At 58.4% G+C, this 20,467-nt stretch carries 20 protein-coding genes; 11 read left to right on the forward strand and 9 right to left on the reverse strand.

What is annotated here, in order from left to right; genetic code table 11:
- The first annotated feature begins 8 nt into the window (after window positions 1-8).
- Together RUE5091_RS05930 and preA are read left to right on the forward strand one after the other, a co-directional pair.
- Window positions 9-1,343, forward strand: coding sequence for an NAD(P)-dependent oxidoreductase (locus RUE5091_RS05930; RefSeq protein ID WP_058280964.1), 1,335 nt, complete (start codon window positions 9-11; stop codon window positions 1,341-1,343).
- Between the two features lie 46 nt (window positions 1,344-1,389).
- The gene (gene preA / locus RUE5091_RS05935; protein WP_058280965.1) at window positions 1,390-2,694 is read left to right on the forward strand and encodes an NAD-dependent dihydropyrimidine dehydrogenase subunit PreA; all 1,305 of its coding nucleotides are present in this window, start codon (window positions 1,390-1,392) and stop codon (window positions 2,692-2,694) included.
- A gap of 47 nt (window positions 2,695-2,741) precedes the next feature.
- Here the strand turns inward: preA and RUE5091_RS05940 are convergent, their stop codons facing one another.
- A complete protein-coding gene (locus RUE5091_RS05940; RefSeq protein ID WP_058281114.1) occupies window positions 2,742-3,350 on the reverse strand; it encodes a TetR family transcriptional regulator C-terminal domain-containing protein in 609 nt (202 codons plus the stop codon).
- A gap of 171 nt (window positions 3,351-3,521) precedes the next feature.
- On the opposite strand from RUE5091_RS05940, the gene RUE5091_RS05945 reads away from it, so the two are divergent.
- From RUE5091_RS05945 to RUE5091_RS05985, 9 genes are all read left to right on the forward strand, one after another.
- On the forward strand, window positions 3,522-4,772 hold the full coding sequence (locus RUE5091_RS05945; RefSeq protein WP_058281115.1) for a Zn-dependent hydrolase: 1,251 nt from the start codon (window positions 3,522-3,524) through the stop codon (window positions 4,770-4,772).
- A gap of 91 nt (window positions 4,773-4,863) precedes the next feature.
- Window positions 4,864-6,318: a dihydropyrimidinase gene (gene hydA / locus RUE5091_RS05950; protein WP_058280966.1), complete on the forward strand. Its 1,455-nt coding sequence runs from the start codon at window positions 4,864-4,866 to the stop codon at window positions 6,316-6,318.
- A 56-nt stretch (window positions 6,319-6,374) separates the two neighbouring features.
- Entirely contained in the window at window positions 6,375-7,169 is a 795-nt protein-coding gene (locus tag RUE5091_RS05955) for an ABC transporter ATP-binding protein (protein WP_058280967.1), read from the forward strand.
- A gap of 7 nt (window positions 7,170-7,176) precedes the next feature.
- On the forward strand, window positions 7,177-8,094 hold the full coding sequence (locus RUE5091_RS05960) for an ABC transporter permease (RefSeq protein ID WP_058281116.1): 918 nt from the start codon (window positions 7,177-7,179) through the stop codon (window positions 8,092-8,094).
- Complete coding sequence (locus RUE5091_RS05965; protein ID WP_058280968.1) at window positions 8,091-8,936, forward strand: ABC transporter permease; 846 nt, start codon at window positions 8,091-8,093, stop codon at window positions 8,934-8,936. The genes RUE5091_RS05960 and RUE5091_RS05965 overlap by 4 nt, the downstream gene beginning before the upstream one ends.
- A gap of 56 nt (window positions 8,937-8,992) precedes the next feature.
- A complete protein-coding gene (locus RUE5091_RS05970; protein ID WP_058281117.1) occupies window positions 8,993-9,982 on the forward strand; it encodes an ABC transporter substrate-binding protein in 990 nt (329 codons plus the stop codon).
- Between the two features lie 154 nt (window positions 9,983-10,136).
- The gene (locus tag RUE5091_RS05975; protein ID WP_058280969.1) at window positions 10,137-10,850 is read left to right on the forward strand and encodes an ABC transporter permease; all 714 of its coding nucleotides are present in this window, start codon (window positions 10,137-10,139) and stop codon (window positions 10,848-10,850) included.
- Window positions 10,843-11,577 (forward strand): ATP-binding cassette domain-containing protein, encoded by a 735-nt coding sequence (locus RUE5091_RS05980; RefSeq protein WP_058280970.1) that lies wholly within the window; start codon window positions 10,843-10,845, stop codon window positions 11,575-11,577. Before RUE5091_RS05975 ends, RUE5091_RS05980 begins: the two co-directional genes overlap by 8 nt.
- Before the next feature lie 18 nt (window positions 11,578-11,595).
- Window positions 11,596-12,411: an ABC transporter substrate-binding protein gene (locus RUE5091_RS05985; protein ID WP_058280971.1), complete on the forward strand. Its 816-nt coding sequence runs from the start codon at window positions 11,596-11,598 to the stop codon at window positions 12,409-12,411.
- A gap of 6 nt (window positions 12,412-12,417) precedes the next feature.
- Here the strand turns inward: RUE5091_RS05985 and RUE5091_RS05990 are convergent, their stop codons facing one another.
- From RUE5091_RS05990 to RUE5091_RS06020, 8 genes are all read right to left on the reverse strand, one after another.
- Window positions 12,418-13,290: a substrate-binding domain-containing protein gene (locus RUE5091_RS05990; protein WP_058280972.1), complete on the reverse strand. Its 873-nt coding sequence runs from the start codon at window positions 13,288-13,290 to the stop codon at window positions 12,418-12,420.
- Window positions 13,291-13,416: a hypothetical protein gene (locus tag RUE5091_RS23740; RefSeq protein ID WP_279385373.1), complete on the reverse strand. Its 126-nt coding sequence runs from the start codon at window positions 13,414-13,416 to the stop codon at window positions 13,291-13,293.
- Window positions 13,413-14,690 carry a c-type cytochrome gene (locus RUE5091_RS05995; protein ID WP_058280973.1) on the reverse strand — a complete coding sequence of 426 codons (1,278 nt, stop codon included), beginning with the start codon at window positions 14,688-14,690 and terminating at the stop codon, window positions 13,413-13,415. The genes RUE5091_RS23740 and RUE5091_RS05995 overlap by 4 nt, the downstream gene beginning before the upstream one ends.
- Entirely contained in the window at window positions 14,691-15,896 is a 1,206-nt protein-coding gene (locus RUE5091_RS06000; RefSeq protein WP_058280974.1) for a formate dehydrogenase subunit gamma, read from the reverse strand. It abuts the gene before it with no gap.
- Between the two features lie 75 nt (window positions 15,897-15,971).
- Entirely contained in the window at window positions 15,972-16,565 is a 594-nt protein-coding gene (fdh3B, locus tag RUE5091_RS06005) for a formate dehydrogenase FDH3 subunit beta (protein WP_037307340.1), read from the reverse strand.
- 11 nt (window positions 16,566-16,576) lie between these two features.
- On the reverse strand, window positions 16,577-19,471 hold the full coding sequence (locus tag RUE5091_RS06010; RefSeq protein WP_058280975.1) for a formate dehydrogenase subunit alpha: 2,895 nt from the start codon (window positions 19,469-19,471) through the stop codon (window positions 16,577-16,579).
- A gap of 132 nt (window positions 19,472-19,603) precedes the next feature.
- Window positions 19,604-19,792: a ubiquinol-cytochrome c reductase iron-sulfur subunit N-terminal domain-containing protein gene (locus tag RUE5091_RS06015; protein WP_058280976.1), complete on the reverse strand. Its 189-nt coding sequence runs from the start codon at window positions 19,790-19,792 to the stop codon at window positions 19,604-19,606.
- 61 nt (window positions 19,793-19,853) lie between these two features.
- Complete coding sequence (locus RUE5091_RS06020) at window positions 19,854-20,465, reverse strand: TorD/DmsD family molecular chaperone (protein WP_058280977.1); 612 nt, start codon at window positions 20,463-20,465, stop codon at window positions 19,854-19,856.
- Between the last annotated feature and the right edge of the window lie 2 nt (window positions 20,466-20,467).

The raw sequence follows: 20,467 nt of genomic DNA on the forward strand, positions 1-20,467 counted from the left end.
GTAGAGCGATGGCACAGGGCCAGATTGCCTCCGGCATTGTTTCCGGGCGGCTTTCCAGCGATGAGCTGACATCGAATTTCACGGATTTACACCCACCTTTGGCCGCGCACGAGGCTGCCGTGGCCGCAGATCGGTGCTATTTCTGTTATGACGCGCCATGTGTGACGGCCTGTCCGACAGATATAGATATTCCGTTGTTCATGCGCCAGATTCAGGCCGGACAACCCGAAGCGGCGGGCGAGACCATTTTGGCGCAGAACATTCTGGGCGGTATGTGCGCTCGCGTCTGTCCGACCGAGACACTGTGCGAAGAGGCCTGCGTACGAGAAACGGCCGAGGGTGCCCCTGTCGAGATTGGCCGCCTGCAGCGTTATGCGACAGACAGTGTGATGGTTGCCGGAGATCACCCGTTCGAACGGGCTGCTTCGACGGGTCAGACTGTTGCTGTGATCGGGGCAGGGCCTGCTGGTCTGGCCTGTGCCCACCGTCTAGCGATGTTGGGGCATGACGTGGTGATCCACGAAGGCAAACCCAAGCCGGGCGGCCTGAACGAGTACGGAATCGCCGCCTATAAATCGACCAATGACTTCGCGCAGGCCGAGGTGGACTGGCTGTTGCAGATTGGCGGTATCACGATCGAGACCGGCTCGGTTCTGGGTGAGGGTATCTCGCTGGACGGTCTGGTCGAGAATTACGATGCCGTCTTTCTGTCCATCGGTCTGGCTGGTGTGAACGCGCTGCGCGCGCAAGGGGCTGATCTGGACGGCGTGCGATTTGCTGTCGATTTCATCTCGGATGTGCGTCAGGCTTCTGACTTGGCTCATCTGCCTGTGGGGCGCAATGTGGTGGTGATTGGCGGCGGCATGACCGCCGTGGATGCTGCGGTGAAGTCGAAACTGCTGGGTGCTGAACATGTCACCATTGCCTACCGTCGCGGTCGCGACGCGATGGGCGCCAGCCGGTATGAGCAGGATCTGGCCTCGTCGCATGGCGTCAAGATCATGACCAACGTGCAGCCTGTTGCCGTGCATGGAAACGGGGCAGCGGCTGAGATCGAATTGGAGTATACTTCCAGCCACGATGGTCAGCTCTCGGGCACTGGCGAGGTGATCCGCCTACCTGCGGATCAGGTTCTCAAGGCGATTGGTCAGACGCTGGACGGCGCGCCCGAAGGCATGACGCTGGACGGCAACAAAATCGCCGTGACAGGGGCCGGGCGCACCTCGATGGCCGGGGTATGGGCCGGAGGTGATTGCGCGGCTGGTGGCGAAGACCTGACCGTGACCGCCGTGGCCGAGGGCCGCGATGCCGCGATGGACATCCACGCAAGCCTGACCGCGTGAAACTTATAAGACAAAGATGCTGATCTGCATCAGGGAGGCCGGATAAATGGCTGATTTGAAGACGAACTTCCTGGGAATAGAAAGCCCCAACCCATACTGGCTGGCCTCGGCGCCGCCAACTGACAAGGAATACAACGTCCGCCGTGCATTCGAGGCCGGATGGGGCGGTGTCGTGTGGAAAACGTTGGGGTCCGAGGGACCCCCGGTCGTAAACGTGAACGGTCCACGATATGGTGCGATCTATGGTGCGGATCGGCGTTTGCTGGGTCTGAACAACATCGAATTGATCACCGATCGGCCTCTGGAGGTCAACCTTGAGGAAATGGCGCGGGTCAAAGCGGATTACCCGGATCGCGCGCTGATCGCCTCAATCATGGTGCCGTGCGAGGAGGCGGCCTGGAAAGCCATCTTGCCGCGCGTGGCTGAGACCGGCGCGGACGGGATCGAGCTGAACTTTGGCTGTCCACACGGGATGAGCGAGCGCGGAATGGGCTCGGCCGTGGGGCAAGTGCCGGAATATATCGAAATGGTAACGCGCTGGTGTAAGCAGTACTACGACCGTCCGGTTATTGTGAAGCTGACGCCGAACATCACGGATGTTCGCAAGCCAGCCGAGGCTGCAAAAAACGGTGGCGCGGATGCGGTGTCGCTGATCAACACGATCAACTCGATCACCAGCGTCAATCTGGATACCTTCAGCCCCGAGCCGTCAATTGACGGCAAGGGCAGCCATGGTGGCTATTGCGGTCCGGCGGTGAAGCCGATTGCTTTGTCGATGGTGTCCGAGATTGCCCGCGCGCAAGCCACGCATGGTCTGCCGATTTCCGGCATCGGCGGCGTGACCACATGGCGTGACGCGGCTGAGTTTATGGCGCTGGGATGTGGTACAGTGCAGGTCTGCACTGCCGCAATGACCTATGGGTTCAAGATTATTGATGAACTGACCGCCGGGCTGTCCAAGTGGATGGATGAAAAAGGCTATACGGACGTGTCGCAAGTCGTTGGTCTTGCGGTGCCGAATGTGACGGATTGGCAGTATCTGAACCTGAACTACATTGCCAAAGCCAAGATTGATCAGGACCAGTGCATCAAGTGCGGGCGTTGCTATGCCGCGTGCGAAGACACGAGCCATCAGGCGATTTCAATGTCCGAAGATCGAGTGTTCGAGGTCATGGATGACGAATGCGTTGCCTGTAACCTTTGCGTGGATGTCTGCCCGGTCGATGGATGTATCTCGATGGTGCAGATGGCCGCTGGTGAGGTTGATCCTCGTACGGGGCAAGAGGTGCAGCCTGAATATGCCAACTGGACGACGCACCCGAACAATCCAATGGCTAAAGCTGCCGAGTAATTCGGTTGTTTGAAACAAGAAAAGGGGCCGGTGGGTGGCCCCTTTTTCTATGGCGTCAGCAGTTTGCGATAAAGCGTATCGATGAACGGCTCAGCCCCATCAAACGGGTCCTCATCACCTAGAATGGCACGGACCTGAACATCGAAATCGGCGTAATGCTGCGTCAGAGCCCAGATCGAAAAGACCAAGTGATAGGGGTGCAGGCGCGCAATTTTGCCCTCATCCATCCATTGGGTCAGGATCGCAGTTTTCTCATCCACCAGCGCCTTGAGGTCATTCGACAAAGCCTCGTGAATGCGTGGGGCGCCCTGAACAAGTTCGTTCGCGAACAGGCGGCTTTCGCGGGGCAACTCGCGGCTCATCTGCAGCTTGCGGCGGATGTAGGACAGGATTTCCTCCATCGGGTCACCATCGGCATCCAACTCGTGCAAGGGCGCCAACCATGTGTCCAGCAGGCCCGAAAGCAGGGCAGTATGGATGGCCTCTTTCGACGGGAAATAATACAGTAGATTCGGCTTGCTTAGCCCAGCTTCGGCAGCAATTTGATCCACGGTTGCGCCGCGAAAACCGTGGGCGGAAAACACGTTCAACGCAGCCTCGAGAATCGCGGCGCGGTTCTTTTTCTGTATTCGGGTTGGGGCGCGATCCTTGGGCATGTTTTCAGTGTGTCTCTTTTTTTGCCATGCGGGGGCCAAATATGCCGAAATTTCCGGCGGCACCATGCAATTTCTTGACTGATCTCGAACCCGTGATAGCGTGAGTTTGACCAGATGGTCAAATCAAGACACCAAAAGCGAGCCAAATCGCAAGCAACAGGGAAGACACCAATGGCAGCTCCGGCGCAGAACCTTAGGATCAATGGCGACAGGTTGTGGGACAGCCTGATGGAGATGGCCAAGATAGGCCCCGGTGTTGCAGGCGGCAACAACCGCCAGACCCTGACCGACGAAGACGCAGAAGGGCGCGCGCTGTTCCAGAAATGGTGCGAGGATGCGGGCTGCACTATGGGTTTGGATCAGATGGGCAACATGTTTGCCCGCCGCGAGGGGACAGACCCCGAAGCACTGCCGGTTTATGTGGGTTCGCATCTGGATACGCAGCCGACAGGCGGGAAATATGACGGCGTGTTGGGCGTTTTAGGCGGGTTGGAAATCATACGGACCCTCAACGATCTGGACATTAAGACGAAACATCCCATCGTGGCGACTAATTGGACTAACGAAGAGGGTACGCGCTATGCGCCGGCGATGCTGGCCTCGGGCGTGTTTGCGGGGATGCACACGCAGGATTGGGCTTATGACCGTGAAGATGCCGAGGGTAAAAAGTTTGGCGATGAACTGAACCGCATTGGTTGGCGCGGTGATGAAGAGGTCGGCGCGCGTAAGATGCATGCCTTCTTTGAACTGCATATCGAACAGGGGCCGATTCTTGAGGCCGAAGGTAAGGATATCGGTGTTGTCACCCACGGACAGGGCCTGAATTGGACGCAGATCACCGTAACCGGCAAGGACGCGCATACCGGCTCGACCCCGATGCCGATGCGCAAAAATGCTGGCCTGGCGATGGCGCGTATTCTTGAGAAAGTGGACGAGATTGCCTGGTCGCACTCGCCCCATGCGGTTGGCGCGGCAGGGCATATCGATGTCTATCCGAACTCTCGCAACGTGATCCCCGGCAAGGTTGTGTTCACGGTCGATTTCCGCTCGCCTGATTTGGATGTGATCACCGACATGGTGAACCGCCTGCGTGTCGCCGCCGAGGATATCGTGGAAGAGATGGGCCTGCAGATCGAATTTGAGAAGGTTGGCGGCTTTGATCCGGTGACGTTTGACGAGGGGTGCGTAAAGGCGGTTCGAGATGCGGCCGAAAGGCTGGGGTATTCGCACACCGACATCATCTCGGGCGCCGGCCATGATGCGTGCTGGATCAACCGAGTGGCGCCGACCGCGATGGTGATGTGCCCCTGCGTTGATGGACTGAGCCATAATGAGGCGGAAGAGATCAGTAAAGACTGGGCTGCTGCCGGGGCGGATGTACTGTTTCATGCGGTCGTCGAGACCGCGGAAATCGTGGAATAGGGGGCGCTGCCCCAGTCGCCTGTGGGCGACTCCCCCAAGGTATTTTTAGCCAGATGAAGCAAGCGGCGCAGACCGCGTCAGGGAGATTAAAATGAGCACTGTTATCAAGAACGGAACCGTCGTGACCGCCGATCTTTCCTATAAGGCGGATGTGTTGGTCGAAGATGGTGTGATCACCGAGATCGGAATGGACCTGAAGGGCGACAAGGTACTGGATGCAACGGGGTGTTTCGTGATGCCCGGCGGGATAGACCCGCACACGCATCTTGAGATGCCGTTCATGGGCACATATTCCAGCGATGATTTCGAAAGCGGGACGCGGGCGGCGCTGGCCGGGGGCACCACGATGGTGGTGGATTTCGCACTGCCGAATCCGGGCGAGGGTCTGCTTGACGCCTTGAAGCGCTGGGATAACAAATCGACCCGGGCAAATTGCGACTATTCTTTCCACATGGCCGTGACCTGGTGGGGCGAGCAGGTGTTTGATGACATCAAAACGGTTATCGAGACACGTGGCATCAACACGTTCAAGCACTTCATGGCCTACAAGGGCGCGTTGATGGTGAATGACGATGAGTTGTTCGCCTCGTTCAAGCGCCTGGCCGAGCTCGGTGGCATCGCCATGGTGCATGCCGAGAATGGTGACGTGGTTGCCGAGCTAAGCGCCAAGCTGCTGGCGGAAGGAAATACCGGCCCCGAGGCGCATGCCTATTCCCGTCCACCGCAGGTCGAGGGTGAGGCGACCAACCGGGCCATCATGATTGCCGACATGGCGGGCGTGCCTTTGTACGTCGTGCACACCTCATGCGAAGAGGCACATGAAGCCATCCGTCGCGCCAAGATGAATGGAAAGCGGGTGTGGGGAGAGCCTTTGATTCAGCACCTGACGCTGGATGAAAGCGAATATTTCCACCAGGATTGGGACCACGCGGCGCGGCGCGTCATGAGCCCTCCATTCCGGAACAAGCAGCATCAGGACAGCCTGTGGAACGGGTTGCATTCCGGCACGCTCAGTGTCGTGGCCACCGACCATTGCGCATTTACCACCGATCAAAAGCGCTTTGGCGTGGGTGACTTCACAAAGATACCGAATGGGACCGGTGGGCTGGAGGATCGGATGCCCATGCTGTGGACCCATGGTGTGAATACCGGACGTCTGACGATGAATGAGTTCGTAGCTGTGACTTCAACAAACATTGCCAAGATATTGAATTGCTACCCTAAAAAGGGTGCAATTCTTGTTGGGGCGGACGCCGATATCGTTGTGTGGGATCCCGAGAAAACTAAGACAATCAGCGCTGATACACAGCAATCTTCCATCGACTACAACGTGTTCGAGGGCAAAGAGGTCAAGGGCTTGCCGCGCTTTACTCTGACTCGTGGGCAGGTGGCTGTGCACGACGGTGAAATCCGCACACAGGAAGGACATGGAGAGTTTGTAGCGCGTGAACCCAATGGTCACGTGAACAAGGCGCTCAGTACGTGGAAGGAATTGACCGCGCCGCGACCGGTTGAGCGGACGGGCATTCCGGCAACGGGTGTCTGATTGCGCAAGGATTGTCCCCAAGGCACCCTAAAGCCAAACCTTTTCAAGGCAATGGAATGAAAACTGAAAGCACTACCCAGCCCGTAATCGAGGCAAGGCAGTTGGACCTTACCTTCCAAACAAACGACGGGCCAATCCATGCGCTCAAGGATGTGAACCTGACGGTCGACAAGGGCGATTTCGTCAGCTTCATCGGCCCCTCGGGCTGTGGTAAAACCACCTTCCTGCGTTGCATCGCGGCGCTAGAAACCCCGACCGGAGGAGCGTTGACCGTCAATGGTATGACCGCGGATGAGGCGCGGCGGAACCGAGCTTATGGCTATGTGTTCCAAGCGGCGGGGCTGTATCCTTGGCGGACCATTGCCAAGAACATCAAACTGCCCTTAGAAATTATGGGCTATTCCGCCAGCGAGCAGGAAGAACGTGTTAAAAAGGTTCTGGAACTTGTTGATCTAGAAGGGTTTGGCGGGAAATTCCCTTGGCAGCTATCTGGTGGCATGCAGCAACGCGCCAGCATTGCGCGGGCGCTGGCTTTTGACGCGGATATCCTGCTGATGGACGAGCCGTTTGGCGCGCTAGACGAGATCGTGCGCGATCACCTGAACGAACAGCTTTTGGCGCTTTGGGCGCGCACCGAAAAGACCATTGGTTTCGTGACGCATTCGATCCCCGAGGCGGTGTACCTGAGCACCAAAATTGTGGTGATGAGCCCCCGACCGGGGCGCATCACCGATGTGATCGACAGCCCTCTGCCAAGGGAACGGCCGCTGGACATCCGCGATACGCCGGAATTCATCGAGGTCGCTCATCGTGTGCGCGAAGGCTTGCGTGCGGGGCATACGGATGAGTAGTGCGGGGATCAAAGCTGTCTGGGCTGTCCTGACCGTTGTGGGCGTCATTATCCTGTTCTGGTATGCCGCCAGCGTGCCAATGAACATCAAGGGCGTTCTGACCGAATTCGAACGGGCCGGGGAAGAGGTGGATCCGCCCAAGGCGGTCGACCGGCGCGACATGAGCGAGTTTGAGCTGGTTATCGACAACCCCTACGCCATCGATGAGACTTGGGAACAGGATCGGCCTCGTCTGCCCGCCCCGCATCAGGTGGCCGAGGAGTTGTGGGAAACCACGGTCGAGAAGAAAATCACCTCGAAGCGGTCATTGATCTATCACGCCTGGGTGACGCTCAGCGCGACGATGCTGGGATTTGCCATCGGCACGGGGCTGGGCATCCTTCTGGCTGTGGGCATCGTACACAGCCGGGTGATGGACCTGTCTGTCATGCCCTGGGCCATTGTCAGCCAAACCATCCCGATTATTGCATTGGCGCCGATGATTATCGTGGTGCTGTATTCGATAGGCATTCAGGGGATCATCCCCAAAGCGATTATCTCGGCCTATCTGAGTTTCTTCCCCGTCGTGGTCGGCATGGTGAAGGGCCTGCGCAGCCCGGATGCGATGCAACTGGACCTGTTGCGCACGTATAACGCCAGCCAGTCCCAGGGGTTCTGGAAACTGCGCTTGCCCGCGTCGATGCCGTATCTGTTCACCTCGTTGAAAATTGGCATCGCGGCCTCGTTGGTCGGGGCCATTGTCGGAGAGTTGCCGACGGGGGCGGTGGCCGGTCTGGGCGCGCGGCTGCTGGCAGGCAGCTATTATGGTCAGACGGTGCAAATCTGGTCGGCGCTGTTTGCAGCGGCCATTCTGGCGGCTTGTCTGGTCGGGCTGCTGGGGATGTTGGAGCGGACGGTTCTGAAACGGATGGGGATGGCGCAATGATACCTGTTCTCGGTGCGTTTGGCGTCTGGCTGTTTGGTTGGTGGCTAAACAGCCGCCTTGCCAGTGGACCCTATTCCGACACGCGAATGGTGCGGTTTCTGGCACCGCTGATCTTTGGCCTGACCGTGATTGCCATTTGGGAGCTGGTAGTTCGCGGTCTGGACGTGCCCTTGGTCATACTGCCGGCGCCGTCAGTGATCGCAGTGCGCTTTGCCGACAGCGTGCCAATCTTGTGGGCGGATTTTGTGCAAACCATCATAAAAGGTGCGCTCAGCGGCTATCTCATCGGATGTGGTTCTGCTTTTTTAATGGCGATTGCCGTGGACCGCTGGGATTTCTTGCGCCTTGGCTTGTTGCCGGTCGGGAATTTCGTGGCGGCCCTACCGATTGTTGGGACGGCCCCCATTTTGGTGATGTGGTTCGGCTTTGACTGGCATTCGAAGGCGGCGGTGGTCGTAGTGATGGTGTTCTTTCCGATGCTGGTGAACACCGTGGCGGGTTTGCGCGAAGCGACCGCCATGCAGCGCGACCTGATGGAGACCTATGCGGCGACCTATTGGCAAAGCTTTCTGAAGCTACGTTTGCCCGCTGCGATGCCGTTTGTTTTTAATGGGCTAAAGATTTCTACCACTCTGGCGCTGATCGGCGCTATCGTGGCCGAGTTCTTTGGCTCGCCCACTCTGGGCATGGGTTTTCGGATTTCGACCAGTGTCGGTCAACTTTCGCTGGATATGGTCTGGGCCGAGATCGTCGTGGCCGCTTTGGCTGGGACAGCGTTTTATGGGCTGGTCGCCATGATCGAAAAAGGGGTGACATTCTGGCACCCGTCGCAACGCGGATAAAAGGAAATTAACAGACCCCAAAATCGGGGCACCAACAACAACTAGGAGATATGAAGATGAACAAACTACTCAGCGGGGTGATTGCTGCATTTAGCCTGACTGCCAGTGCAGCGCTGGCGGCGGATGAGGTGACATTGCAGCTCAAGTGGGTCACCCAAGCGCAGTTCGCGGGTTACTATGTGGCCAAAGACAAGGGGTTCTACGAGGAAGAGGGGCTGGATGTCACTATCCTGCCCGGTGGGCCCGATATCGCGCCCACGCAGGTGATCGCTGGTGGTGGCGCTGACGTGACCGTTGAATGGATGCCCGCCGCATTGGCAGCGCGGGAAAAAGGTCTGCCGTTGGTGAATATCGCTCAGCCGTTCAAAAGCTCGGGCATGATGCTGACCTGCTGGAAGGATGCCGGGATTTCCTCGCCTGAGGATCTAAAGAACCGCACGCTGGGTGTTTGGTTCTTTGGTAATGAATTCCCATTCATGAGCTGGATGAGCCAACTGGGAATCGACACAGCTGGCAAAAGCGAAAGTGGTGTCGAAGTTCTGAAACAGGGCTTTAACGTTGATCCTCTGCTGCAGCGTCAGGCCGATTGCATCAGCACCATGACCTACAACGAATACTGGCAGGTCATCGACGCTGGCGTCAGCCCGGATGAACTGGTTACCTTCAAATACGAAGATCAAGGCGTCGCCACACTAGAGGACGGTTTGTATGTGCTTGAGGAAAATCTGAGTGACGCGGCCTTCACTGATAAGATGGAGCGTTTTGTTCGTGCCTCGATGAAGGGTTGGAAATACGCTGAAGAACACCCTGATGAGGCCGCCGACATCGTGCTTGAGAATGACGCGACCGGTGCCCAGACCGAAGAGCATCAAAAGCGCATGATGGGTGAGATCGCCAAGCTGACCGCCGGATCGAACGGAGCATTGGATCCGGCCGACTTTGAACGCACCGTGGGCACTCTGCTGGCCGGTGGGTCGGACCCGGTGATCACTAAGCAGCCTGACGGGGCCTGGACGCATCAGATCACCGATGCGGCGTTGAACTGAACCCGATCCTTTTGACTGAAAATGCGCGGTCCCAATCGGGGCCGCGTTTTCGTTTGTAGATGTCGGAAACGTGTCTGTACTTGGCGTTCAAATGGTCTAGTATCCTTATGAATTCAGGCGCATTTTGTACGAAATGCATGACATGTGGTAAAAAATGCAAGGTTTTGCATCAGAATTCAGCTCAGCAATGGCTCTGATCCTGAACGGGGATGCAGAGCTGTGGGCGATTGTGCTGTTGTCCCTGAAAGTTTCCATCTTCGCTGTACTGATTTCTGCGCTAATCGGTATGCCTGTCGGGGCTGCTTTGGCGGTTGCGCGCTTTCCCGGACGCCGAGTTCTGATCGTGCTGATGAATGCTTTGATGGGGTTCCCACCGGTCGTTGTCGGGCTGTTGGTCTATCTGATGCTGTCGCGCTCGGGTCCGCTAGGTGTGCTTGAGCTGCTTTATACGCCGACCGCGATGATCATTGCGCAGGTGGTTTTGGTTACCCCCATCATCGCCGCATTGACCCGGCAAGTGGTCGAGATGCTGGCTGAGGAGTATTCGGAACAGCTCCGTTCGCTGGGCGTGTCCCGGCTGGCGTCGGTTCCAGTGCTGTTGTGGGATGCGCGGCTGGCGCTGGTGACCGCGCTGCTGGCTGGCTTTGGTCGCGCCATTGCCGAAGTCGGGGCGGTGATCATCGTTGGCGGCAACATCAACCACGTGACACGAGTAATGACGACGACCATCGCGTTAGAGACGTCAAAAGGCAATCTGGCGCTGGCTCTAGCGCTGGGGGCGATCTTGATCGGGATTGCAGTGGCGGTGAATGCCATGGTCAGCACGCTTAGCCTGCAGGCCGAACGGGAAGGATTGCGCCATGCGTGACCTGACCCTTGATATGTCAAGTTGTCTGTCGGTGGACGGTGTACGGATCACCCGTAAAGGCAAATCACTGCTGAATGTGCCCCATCTGGCCCTTGATGGACCGGGACCGACGCTGATCCTTGGGCCGAACGGATCTGGCAAAAGCCTGTTGTTGCGCTGTCTGCATGGGCTGATTGTGTCGGATCGCGGGCAAGTCCGGCAAGATGGTGTCGCCCTGAATGCCGATCACAAGGCGCGGCAGGCGATGGTGTTTCAGCAACCCGTGTTGTTGCGACGGTCTGTCGCGGCCAATTTGGACTTTGTATTGAAGCGACAGGGGATGCCTCGCAGCGCCCGCAAATCCCGGATCGAGGAATTGCTGGCCGAAGGTGGCCTGGACGGCAAAGTCCGCCAATCCGCCCGATCTCTGTCTGGGGGAGAAGCACAGCGGCTCGCCATTTTACGCGCCCTCGCGCTGGATCCAGAGACGTTGTTTCTGGACGAACCCACCAGTGCGCTTGACCCGAATGCCACGCAGATGATCGAGCGGATGATCCTGCGCGCCTCAACCCGGGGTGTTCGCATCGTAATGGTCACTCATGACATCGGGCAGGCCCGGCGGTTAGCCGCCGATATCGTGATGATGCAGGGGGGTCATGTGGTTGAACATGGGGCGGCCAAGCAGGTACTGGATGCCCCCAAAAGTGACGCCGCGCGCCGATACCTAGCTGGCGGGCTGGTCACTTAAACCAAAACGGAGATCTAAATGATCCGGAACGTCATACGGGCAGCATGGATTGCGGTTGGCTTGACTGCGGCGCCAGTTAGCGCCGAGGAACCCTTTATCGTGGTACAATCGACGACATCCACTCAGAACTCGGGTTTGCTAGACTACATCCTGCCGGGGTTTGAGGCTGAAACGGGGATAGACGTGCGCGTCGTTGCTGTGGGCACCGGTCAGGCGATCCGAAATGCGATCAATGGCGATGGGGACGTCTTGCTGGTGCATTCCAAACTGGCAGAGGATCAATTCGTGGCTGACGGTTGGGGGGTCGAACGGTTTGACGTGATGTATAACGACTTTGTTCTGGTCGGGCCGAAATCCGATCCGGCCAAGGTGCGGGGCGGTATGGATATCGTGGCAGCGTTAACAGCCGTGTCCGAGGTCGAGGCCCCTTTTGCTTCGCGCGGGGATGACAGCGGAACGCACAAGGCCGAGATGCGCCTGTGGGACTGGGCGGACGCTGATCCGACCGATGCATCTGGGACTTGGTACCGCGAAACCGGTTCGGGCATGGGGGCGACGCTGAACGTGGCCAGCGGTATGGGGGCCTATGTGCTGACGGATCGCGCCACGTGGCAGTCCTTTGGAAACAGGGGCGATCTTGAAATTCTGGTCGAGGGCGATCCGCGCCTGTTCAATCAATACGGCATCATTCTTGTGAATCCGGATAAGCATCCGCAGGTACGGGTCTCAGCAGGGCAGCGGTTCATTGACTGGCTGATCGGCCCCGATGGGCAGGCGGCGATTGCGTCGTACAAGCTAGAGGGCCAGCAGCTATTCTTTCCCAACGCCAAGTGATCGGTTTCAACCGCTTGCGCCATTGTGGTGGATCGTGCCCAGCCCGGATAGGTCGTATCCGCCGAATTCAACGGCACGGGTCGCAAAACGGTCTGACTGCAAAAAGCTAAGAAGTTTGAGCATCGGGTCATCGAAATAGGCGCGACGCCAGATGGCCAGATCCAGACGCTCGGAGTGAGTAGGTGCGAAGCCCAGATTGTACAGGCTGGCTAGCGCGCCCAATCCAAAACCTGCTTCAGCCTTGCTGTCATGCAAAGCAACGGCCAGTTCCTCTTCGGTGCGGGCACAGGTGGGCAGGGTGTCCAGGTCGTCGCGTGTCAGACCGTGGACCTCTAGCTGTGCGTCGAACAGGCGTTGGCTGGCAGCGCTGTCCTGCCGCAGTATCACTCGGCGTCCTTTAAGATCGGAAAACCCTGAGATGCCCGTGACACCGGGGGCCAACAGTAGCCCGCGTTGCCGTTGCGCGATCTCAAACAGAACCACAGGGGCTTCGCCCAAATTGGCGCGCAAGGAATGCGTGTTGAACCCTTGTTCCTCGTGAATATGGAGCGCCGCAGCCTGTGCGCTGCGCTCTTTCAACCGGGTCATCCCGTCGAAGGAGCCATCATAGTAGGTTGCTAGTCCCGAGCCACTTTCGCGCAGCGCCCAATCCAACAACGGATCGTGGCTGCCGGCAATGATCGCGGGCAGGGCGGGTTCCGCCACTTGCGGGCCGGACCGGGACGCGTTCAGCCAGGCGATGACCTCGGCCTGTGGGAATAGCAGTTTTCCCATGGCACGCACGCAGGGGACCTCGCCGGAAGAAGCCAGATCATAGGCCTTGCGCTCGCCAATGCGCAGCAGGTCGGCCAGCTCTTTGGTGGTTAAGTATTCGGACATTCAATCGAGACGCACCGCCGAACCGGTTCCCGCTTCGGCGGCACTGAACCCGGCCTGTTGCAGCGCATAAGGTGCAGCCACGGTAATGACGACCATTGCGGCCACAGCGGCGAGAAAGGCTTTCATTGGTCTCCTCCGGTCTTATTCTCTGGTGCCGTAGCGCGGCGTAAAAAGGCGATCAGGTCATCACGGTCCTGGGCCTGAGTGATCCGCTGCATCGGCATCTTTGATCCCGGTATGTAGTGGTCTGGCCCCTCGTCGAAAAGGGCATTTATCGTTTCGTCATTCCAAACGATATCAGAGTCTTGCAGCGTATCCGAGTAGAAATATCCCGGCAATGTCCCGGCCTTGCGCCCGAAGACACCATGCAACGTTGGCCCTGCACGCCTTTGCCCGTCAGGCGTCAGGCTGTGACAGATCGAACACTTGCGGGCGAATTGCCGTTCTCCGTTGCTCATTTCTTCGGGGTTCTTCAGGAAACTGGGCTCAACGGCCGCCATCTGTTCCTGATCACCAAGGGCTGAGACCGGCCAGCTATACATCGCCTCGTCAATGCCTCCAGCATGGATATTCTGACCATCCGCTGAAAAGGCCAGCGCCCAGACCGGCCCTCGCAGGGTGGCGCGGAAATCCTGCGCGATGTTCCATTCAACAGTGTCAATCACCATGATGTAGCCTTCGCCATCACCAACGGCCAACAGGCGGCGATCCGGACTAAGCGCCAGTGCCAGAATGGGGCGGCGGTCTAGGGTAAAGTCGCGTTCTTCACCGGTGCTCAGGTCCAGAATGCGGGTCACACCGTCGACCGCGCCATAGGCAATCCAGTTATCGGTGACGTTCAAAACCAGTTCATTAATCCCGAACCCGTGTTCGACCAGCCGCTGCGTTTCCTGTCCGCTGGTCACATCCCACACCCGCAGCGTTCCATCTATGCCAGCCGAGTACAGCGTTGTACCATCCGGTGAAAAAGTGACGGCGTTCACGCCACTGCCCGCCGTAAGCGTTTGCGCTGCTGAGCCATCTTCAGGCCACAGCCCGATGGTGCCATCCCAACTGGCAGTGGCCACATGCGTTTTTGACGCCGCGACCCCTACAATCTTGCCCTTGTGCTGACCAACGATCTCTCCGCCCGGCCAACGGCGAAGGGTGAAATCATCGCCTGCCGAATAGATCGCGCGGCCGTTGAACGCGACCGAGTTCACTGCGGCCTCGTGCCCCTCCAGCCATTCGGGCCTGCGGTCTGACCACAAACCAACCGAGTTGTCGAAACTGGCCGTGGCGATCCGTCCGTCTGGTGCGGTGGCGATCCCCATGATTGGCCCACCGTGACCCTTGAGCGTAAAAAACTCGCCCGTGGCGGGCAGGGGGACCAGCGCCAGAGCCAGGACCAGCCCGCGCATCTATTCCGCGGGTGAGGCCGCTGCCTTACCAGCCTCTTTTTCTTTTACTTCTTCCAACCAAAGCGAGTGATGCTCGCGCGCCCATTGTTCTTCGACCTCTCCGGTACCCATCGCGTCAAAGGCGCCTTCCATGCCGACCGAGCCGAGATAGATATGGGCGATGATGATGGCTATGAACACATAGGCGATCATGACGTGCCAGACCTGCGCGTATTGCATTTCCTCCTGTGGAGACATTTGCACCGGCAGATTCAGGCCCAGCATTTGTGGAATACCGGTGGCATTGGCGACCGAGAAAGTCTTGGCAAACATCGGCAGTTCGAAGGGGAACAAAAGTGACAAGCCCGACAGACTGATTGAGACGCCCAGTATAATACAAGCCCAGAAGATGACCTTTTGACCGGCGTTGAATTTTTTTGCAGGTGGGTGGCTGCCTTTAGTGAACAGCCCCCCTCCGGCAGCCAGCCATTTCAGGTCAGTGCGGTTGGGAATGTTATGGGCAATCCAGTTTATGGTCACGATGATCAACCCCAACATGAAGGACCACGCGAGGTTGTTGTGCAGCCATTTGCAGCCCTGTGCGATGGTGGCAAACCCTTCTTTCCCGAAAAGCGGGATCAGGAAGTCACGTCCATAAAGGGTAAGCAGACCGGTCAGACCGAGCACCAGAAAAGAGCCAGCGAACAGCCAATGGCCGAACCGTTCAAAGCTGGTAAAACGAGTCACAGTGCGGCCGGTTTTTTCCCCGTCGATGCGGATTTTTCCGCGGATCAGGAAGAACAGCACGATAATGGCCAGCATTCCGCCCACGATATACGAGCCGTATTCCCGCAGTGGTCCGGTGCGGAAGTTCAGCCACCACATGCCGCCGTCCTGGATCAGAATTCCAGCGGCAGGCCCTTTGGATGATACTGTAGTATCTGCCGAGCCATACCGGATCGCGCGATAGACATCGCTGTCCGAAGCCACGCCGCGCGTGCCCAGCTGGCCTAGCAGACCTTCGGCATTTCCCTGACCGGTATTACCCGAGCGATGGCTGTTATCCACGTTTTCCCCACGCTGCCGCGCCAGAATGTCTTCCAACGTCGTGGCGCCGCCGGTTTGGGCGCGATCCTCGGTGGTGATGGCTTCGGCGTCATTTGACTGTGCGACGGCGGTGTTGGCCATCCCGATGGCAAACAGAAATGCAATGAGTAGGCGGAGCATCTGAACCTCGGTCAAAATCCATGATCAGACGACCCACGAATGCGGGTCGTCTGTTTGGTTCATATAGACGGAGTATCAGCCGTCTTTCTGGTCGTAGGCCGTGCCCCAACCCCAGGCGCCCGAGCCAAACCCGCGCGCCACGACGCGTTCGCGGTAAATGGCCGAGACCACGTCGCCGTCACCGGCGAGCAGGGCCTTGGTGGAACACATCTCAGCGCAGATGGGCAGTTTGCCCTCGGCGATCCGGTTGCGACCGTATTTGGCGAACTCTGCGGTCGAGTGCGTTTCCTCGGGGCCGCCGGCGCAGAAGGTACATTTGTCCATCTTGCCGCGCGATCCGAAGTTGCCCGCCTGCGGGTATTGCGGCGCGCCAAACGGGCACGCATAGAAGCAATAGCCGCAACCGATGCACAGATCCTTGGAGTGCAGGACGACGCCTTCTTCGTTCTGATAGAAGCAGTCGACCGGGCACACCGCCATGCAAGGCGCATCCGAGCAATGCATACAGGCCACCGAGATCGAGCGTTCGCCAGGGTTGCCGTCATTGATCGTCACCACCCTGCGGCGGTTGATGCCCCAGGGCACCTCGTGCTCGTTCTTGCACGCGGTGACGCAGGCGTTGCATTCGATGCAGCGTTCAGCGTCGCAGAGAAACTTTGCTCTAGCCATTATCGTCCTCCTTACGCTGCCCAGATTTTGCAGAGAGTACACTTGGTCTCCTGCATCTGGGTCACTGAATCATAGCCATAGGTCTGAGCTGTGTTCGAGCTTTCGCCCAACACATATGGATCAGCACCGGCAGGGTATTTATGCCGAAGATCCTCGCCCTGGAAATGGCCGCCAAAGTGGAATGGCATGAAGGCCACGCCGGCACCGACCCTGTTGGTCAGCATCGCCATCACCTTGACCTTGCCGCCCTCGGGACCTTCGAGCCAGACCTGAGCCCCATCACGAATGCCAAGGTTGTTGGCATCGCGTGGATTGATCTCGACGAACATGTCCTGCTGCAGTTCGGCCAGCCACGGGTTCGACCGACTTTCTTCGCCGCCACCTTCATATTCGACCAAACGACCTGACGTGAGGATTAATGGATAATCCTTTGAAAAATCGTTCTTTTGGATCGAAGCATAAAGGGTAGGCAGGCGATAGGCCTGACGGTCCTCGTAGGTTGGATAGTCAGCCACCAGATCGCGCCGGTTTGTATAAAGCGGTTCGCGATGCAGTGGGATCGGATCCGGGAAAGTCCAGACGACCGCGCGGGCTTTGGCGTTCCCGAAGGGCGCACAGCCATGCTCGATCGCGACCCGCTGGATGCCGCCGGACAGGTCGGTTTTCCAGTTGGTCTTGGAACCCGCAACGGCGTCGATTGCCGCGCGTTCGTCATCCGTCAGATCGCCATCCCAGCCAAGGTCCATCAGCATCTGCATCGTGAATTCGGGATATCCATCCTGAATTTCCGACCCAACGCTATAGACCCCTTCGGCCAGCAGGTTGTCGCCATCGCGTTCCACCCCGAAACGGGCGCGGAAAGTCAGGCCACCCTCGGCCACCGGTTTTGACATGTCATAGAGGTTTGGAGTCCCCGTATGACCCATCTCGGCCGTACCCCAACAGGGCCATGGCAGACCGTAGTATTCGCCGTCGTTTGGTCCACCAACAGCCTGCAACGTCGTTCTGTCGAACGTGTGCTGGTTGGCCATATGGCTTTTCAAACGTTCCGGTGACTGACCGGTATAGCCGATGGTCCAGAGGCCCGAGTTGAACTCACGCGTGATGCTTTCAACATTCGGGGTTTCGGCGTCTTCCATCTCGATATTGCGGAAGAACCGATCTGCCCAGCCGAACTTGTTGGCGAATTTGGCCATTATGACCTCATCCGGCAAGCTTTCGAACAGCGGATCAACCACCTTGTCGCGCCATTGCAGCGACCGGTTCGAAGCCGTGACCGAGCCACGGGTTTCGAACTGCGTACAAGCAGGCAACAGGTAAACGCCATCAGTGCGGTCATGCAAAACAGCGGAAACGGTGGGATACGGGTCGATCACGACCAGCATGTCCAGCTTTTCCATTGCCGTCTTCATTTCAGGCCCGCGTGTTTGCGAGTTTGGCGCGTGGCCCCACAGAACCATGGCGCGGACATTGTTGTCCTGATCCATGTTCTCCGGGTCTTCCAAAACACCGTCGATCCAGCGGGAAACAGGGATGCCGCGTTCGTTCTGTAGCGGTTTGTCCTTGCCTTCCTTGTCCTTGATCGTGGCGAATTGGCCAGCCAACCATTCGGGTTCTTCGCCCCAGACGCGTGCCCAGTGGCCCCATGCACCTGCGGACAGGCCGTAGTAGCCGGGCAGGGTGTGGGACAGAACACCAAGGTCTGTAGCGCCCTGTACGTTGTCATGGCCACGGAAGATGTTGGTGCCACCACCCGAGGTGCCCATGTTGCCAAGTGCAAGCTGCAACACGCAGTAGGCGCGGGTGTTGTTGTTGCCATTGGTGTGCTGCGTCCCGCCCATGCACCAGACAACCGTACCGGGACGATTGTTGGCCATCGTACGGGCAACACGCTTCAGCTGCGAACCGGGTGTACCGGTGACACGCTCAACTTCTTCCGGGTTCCATTTGCGAACCTCTTCCTGAATCTGGTCCATACCCCAGACACGGGTGCGGATGAACTCTTTGTCCTCCCAACCGTTGTCAAAGATGTGCCACAGGATGCCCCAGATAAGTGCGACGTCCGTGCCAGGGCGGAAGCGGACATATTCATCCGCGTGCGCAGCGGTGCGCGTAAAGCGCGGATCGCAGACGATCAACGGGGCGTTATTCTGCTCTTTCGCGCGCAGAATATGCAGTAGCGAGACAGGGTGCGCCTCGGCCGGGTTGCCGCCGATGATGAAGATCGCCTTGCTGTTGTGCATGTCGTTATACGAATTGGTCATGGCGCCGTAGCCCCATGTATTCGCAACACCCGCAACGGTAGTTGAGTGGCAGATACGGGCCTGATGGTCCACGTTGTTCGTGCCCCAATAGGCGGCGAATTTGCGGAACAGATAGGCCTGTTCGTTGTTATGCTTGGCCGAGCCCAGCCAGTACACGCTGTCCGGACCGGATTCCTCGCGGATGCTCATCATGCCATCGCCGATCTCGTTGATCGCCTCTTCCCAGCTGATGCGCTTCCACTCGCCGCCTTCCTTCTTCATCGGATACTTCAGGCGGCGTTCGCCATGGGCGTGCTCGCGGACCGAGGCCCCCTTGGCGCAGTGTGCACCCAGGTTGAACGGACTGTCCCAGCCGGGTTCTTGCCCGACCCAGACACCGTTCTGCACTTCGGCGACAACTGTACAGCCGACAGAACAGTGGGTGCATACGGATTTTATATTCTCAACGGCGGTGTTTGCCGCTGTTTGGGCACTGGCTTGCGTCACGGTTCCACCCGTGGCGCTGATCGCGGCGAGGCCGCCGATCGTCAGGCCCGAGCCACGCAGGAATGCGCGGCGATCGACGGTTTTTTCGCCGACCTGGGACAGGATACTTGTCCGCTGGGGGCGTCTCGCTACCCCGTTGGTCTTTTTCCTTAGCATTGTTTTCCTCCCTTGCGCGCCGTGTAAGCCACGGCTGGCTTGGTACTGCTGATGCCGACGTCAGGGCCAATCGCAACCGTCAGTCGGATGGTGACATCGTCCGGTCGGTAAACCGGGCGCAGTCGAGGCGGCTTAGAAGCGCGCGCTGTCCAGGTAAGCGCGGGTATGCGCTGTGTCCTGCATGCGGGTGTCGTCCGTTGGCAGCTCGGCTGCTTCGGCTCTTCCGCTTTGTGTGGCAGCGGCAACGGCAGCGGGTGCTGCGGTTCCGGCCAGTTTGAGGAAGTCGCGGCGCGTTGCGCCTTCTTCCTTGGTCTTGCTCATGGGCTTCTCCTTTCCCATTTGCGATCTAGCGCCAATTCGGGCGCTGGCGAGTTGCGGTTGTTCACACCGCCGTCATTCGGAAGGCCTCGCGTTCGATTTCCATAAACACCCGACCGGCTGTGCCGACCGAGGCATAGAGAACCGACGCTTCGGCTGCTTCCAAATCCGTATAGAAATGCGCGGCCCAGGGGCCGATATGCTTGTTCCAGAACGCCTTTTGATCCTCAGTCGACGCAGGCGTGCCAAAACGTCCTACAATCATGCCCGCCATCATTTCCATCAGCGAGGCGATGTTGTCTTCGGGTTCGAACACGTTCTGCGCCCGGGTGATCCCGCGGACGGCCATGTCGTTGCGCAATTGCGCCAGCGGTTTCTCGTTAAGAAAGCCAGTCAGGTAAAAGCTGCCATAGGGTAGCAATTCACCCCGGCCCAGCCCGATGAACAGCGCATTGAATTCCCGTTCTGCGGCGGCGGGTTTGGTGACCTTGGCCACCCGTGCCATGGCCTGAATGGCCTGACCCAGTTCAGTGTCATCCCCATTCAAACCCGCGACCTGATCCAGTAGCATCTGATCTGGTGGCCCCGCTAGGAGCAGGCCTAGAAAATTGTAGAAATCCGCGCGCAGGCGATCTTCGGCCGAGACTTCCAGATTGTGCGCGTTGCTTGCGGTCATTT

This window comes from Ruegeria denitrificans, from assembly GCF_001458295.1.
GTDB lineage: Bacteria > Pseudomonadota > Alphaproteobacteria > Rhodobacterales > Rhodobacteraceae > Ruegeria > Ruegeria denitrificans.

Coding starts and splice junctions, on each gene's coding strand:
- RUE5091_RS05930 (WP_058280964.1), top strand. CDS start 9: ATGGCACAGGGCCAGATTGCCTCCGGCATTGTTTCCGGGCGGCTTTCC.
- preA (WP_058280965.1), top strand. CDS start 1,390: ATGGCTGATTTGAAGACGAACTTCCTGGGAATAGAAAGCCCCAACCCA.
- RUE5091_RS05940 (WP_058281114.1), bottom strand. CDS start 3,350: ATGCCCAAGGATCGCGCCCCAACCCGAATACAGAAAAAGAACCGCGCC.
- RUE5091_RS05945 (WP_058281115.1), top strand. CDS start 3,522: ATGGCAGCTCCGGCGCAGAACCTTAGGATCAATGGCGACAGGTTGTGG.
- hydA (WP_058280966.1), top strand. CDS start 4,864: ATGAGCACTGTTATCAAGAACGGAACCGTCGTGACCGCCGATCTTTCC.
- RUE5091_RS05955 (WP_058280967.1), top strand. CDS start 6,375: ATGAAAACTGAAAGCACTACCCAGCCCGTAATCGAGGCAAGGCAGTTG.
- RUE5091_RS05965 (WP_058280968.1), top strand. CDS start 8,091: ATGATACCTGTTCTCGGTGCGTTTGGCGTCTGGCTGTTTGGTTGGTGG.
- RUE5091_RS05970 (WP_058281117.1), top strand. CDS start 8,993: ATGAACAAACTACTCAGCGGGGTGATTGCTGCATTTAGCCTGACTGCC.
- RUE5091_RS05975 (WP_058280969.1), top strand. CDS start 10,137: ATGCAAGGTTTTGCATCAGAATTCAGCTCAGCAATGGCTCTGATCCTG.
- RUE5091_RS05980 (WP_058280970.1), top strand. CDS start 10,843: ATGCGTGACCTGACCCTTGATATGTCAAGTTGTCTGTCGGTGGACGGT.
- RUE5091_RS05985 (WP_058280971.1), top strand. CDS start 11,596: ATGATCCGGAACGTCATACGGGCAGCATGGATTGCGGTTGGCTTGACT.
- RUE5091_RS05990 (WP_058280972.1), bottom strand. CDS start 13,290: ATGTCCGAATACTTAACCACCAAAGAGCTGGCCGACCTGCTGCGCATT.
- RUE5091_RS23740 (WP_279385373.1), bottom strand. CDS start 13,416: ATGAAAGCCTTTCTCGCCGCTGTGGCCGCAATGGTCGTCATTACCGTG.
- RUE5091_RS05995 (WP_058280973.1), bottom strand. CDS start 14,690: ATGCGCGGGCTGGTCCTGGCTCTGGCGCTGGTCCCCCTGCCCGCCACG.
- RUE5091_RS06000 (WP_058280974.1), bottom strand. CDS start 15,896: ATGCTCCGCCTACTCATTGCATTTCTGTTTGCCATCGGGATGGCCAAC.
- fdh3B (WP_037307340.1), bottom strand. CDS start 16,565: ATGGCTAGAGCAAAGTTTCTCTGCGACGCTGAACGCTGCATCGAATGC.
- RUE5091_RS06010 (WP_058280975.1), bottom strand. CDS start 19,471: ATGCTAAGGAAAAAGACCAACGGGGTAGCGAGACGCCCCCAGCGGACA.
- RUE5091_RS06015 (WP_058280976.1), bottom strand. CDS start 19,792: ATGAGCAAGACCAAGGAAGAAGGCGCAACGCGCCGCGACTTCCTCAAA.
- RUE5091_RS06020 (WP_058280977.1), bottom strand. CDS start 20,465: ATGACCGCAAGCAACGCGCACAATCTGGAAGTCTCGGCCGAAGATCGC.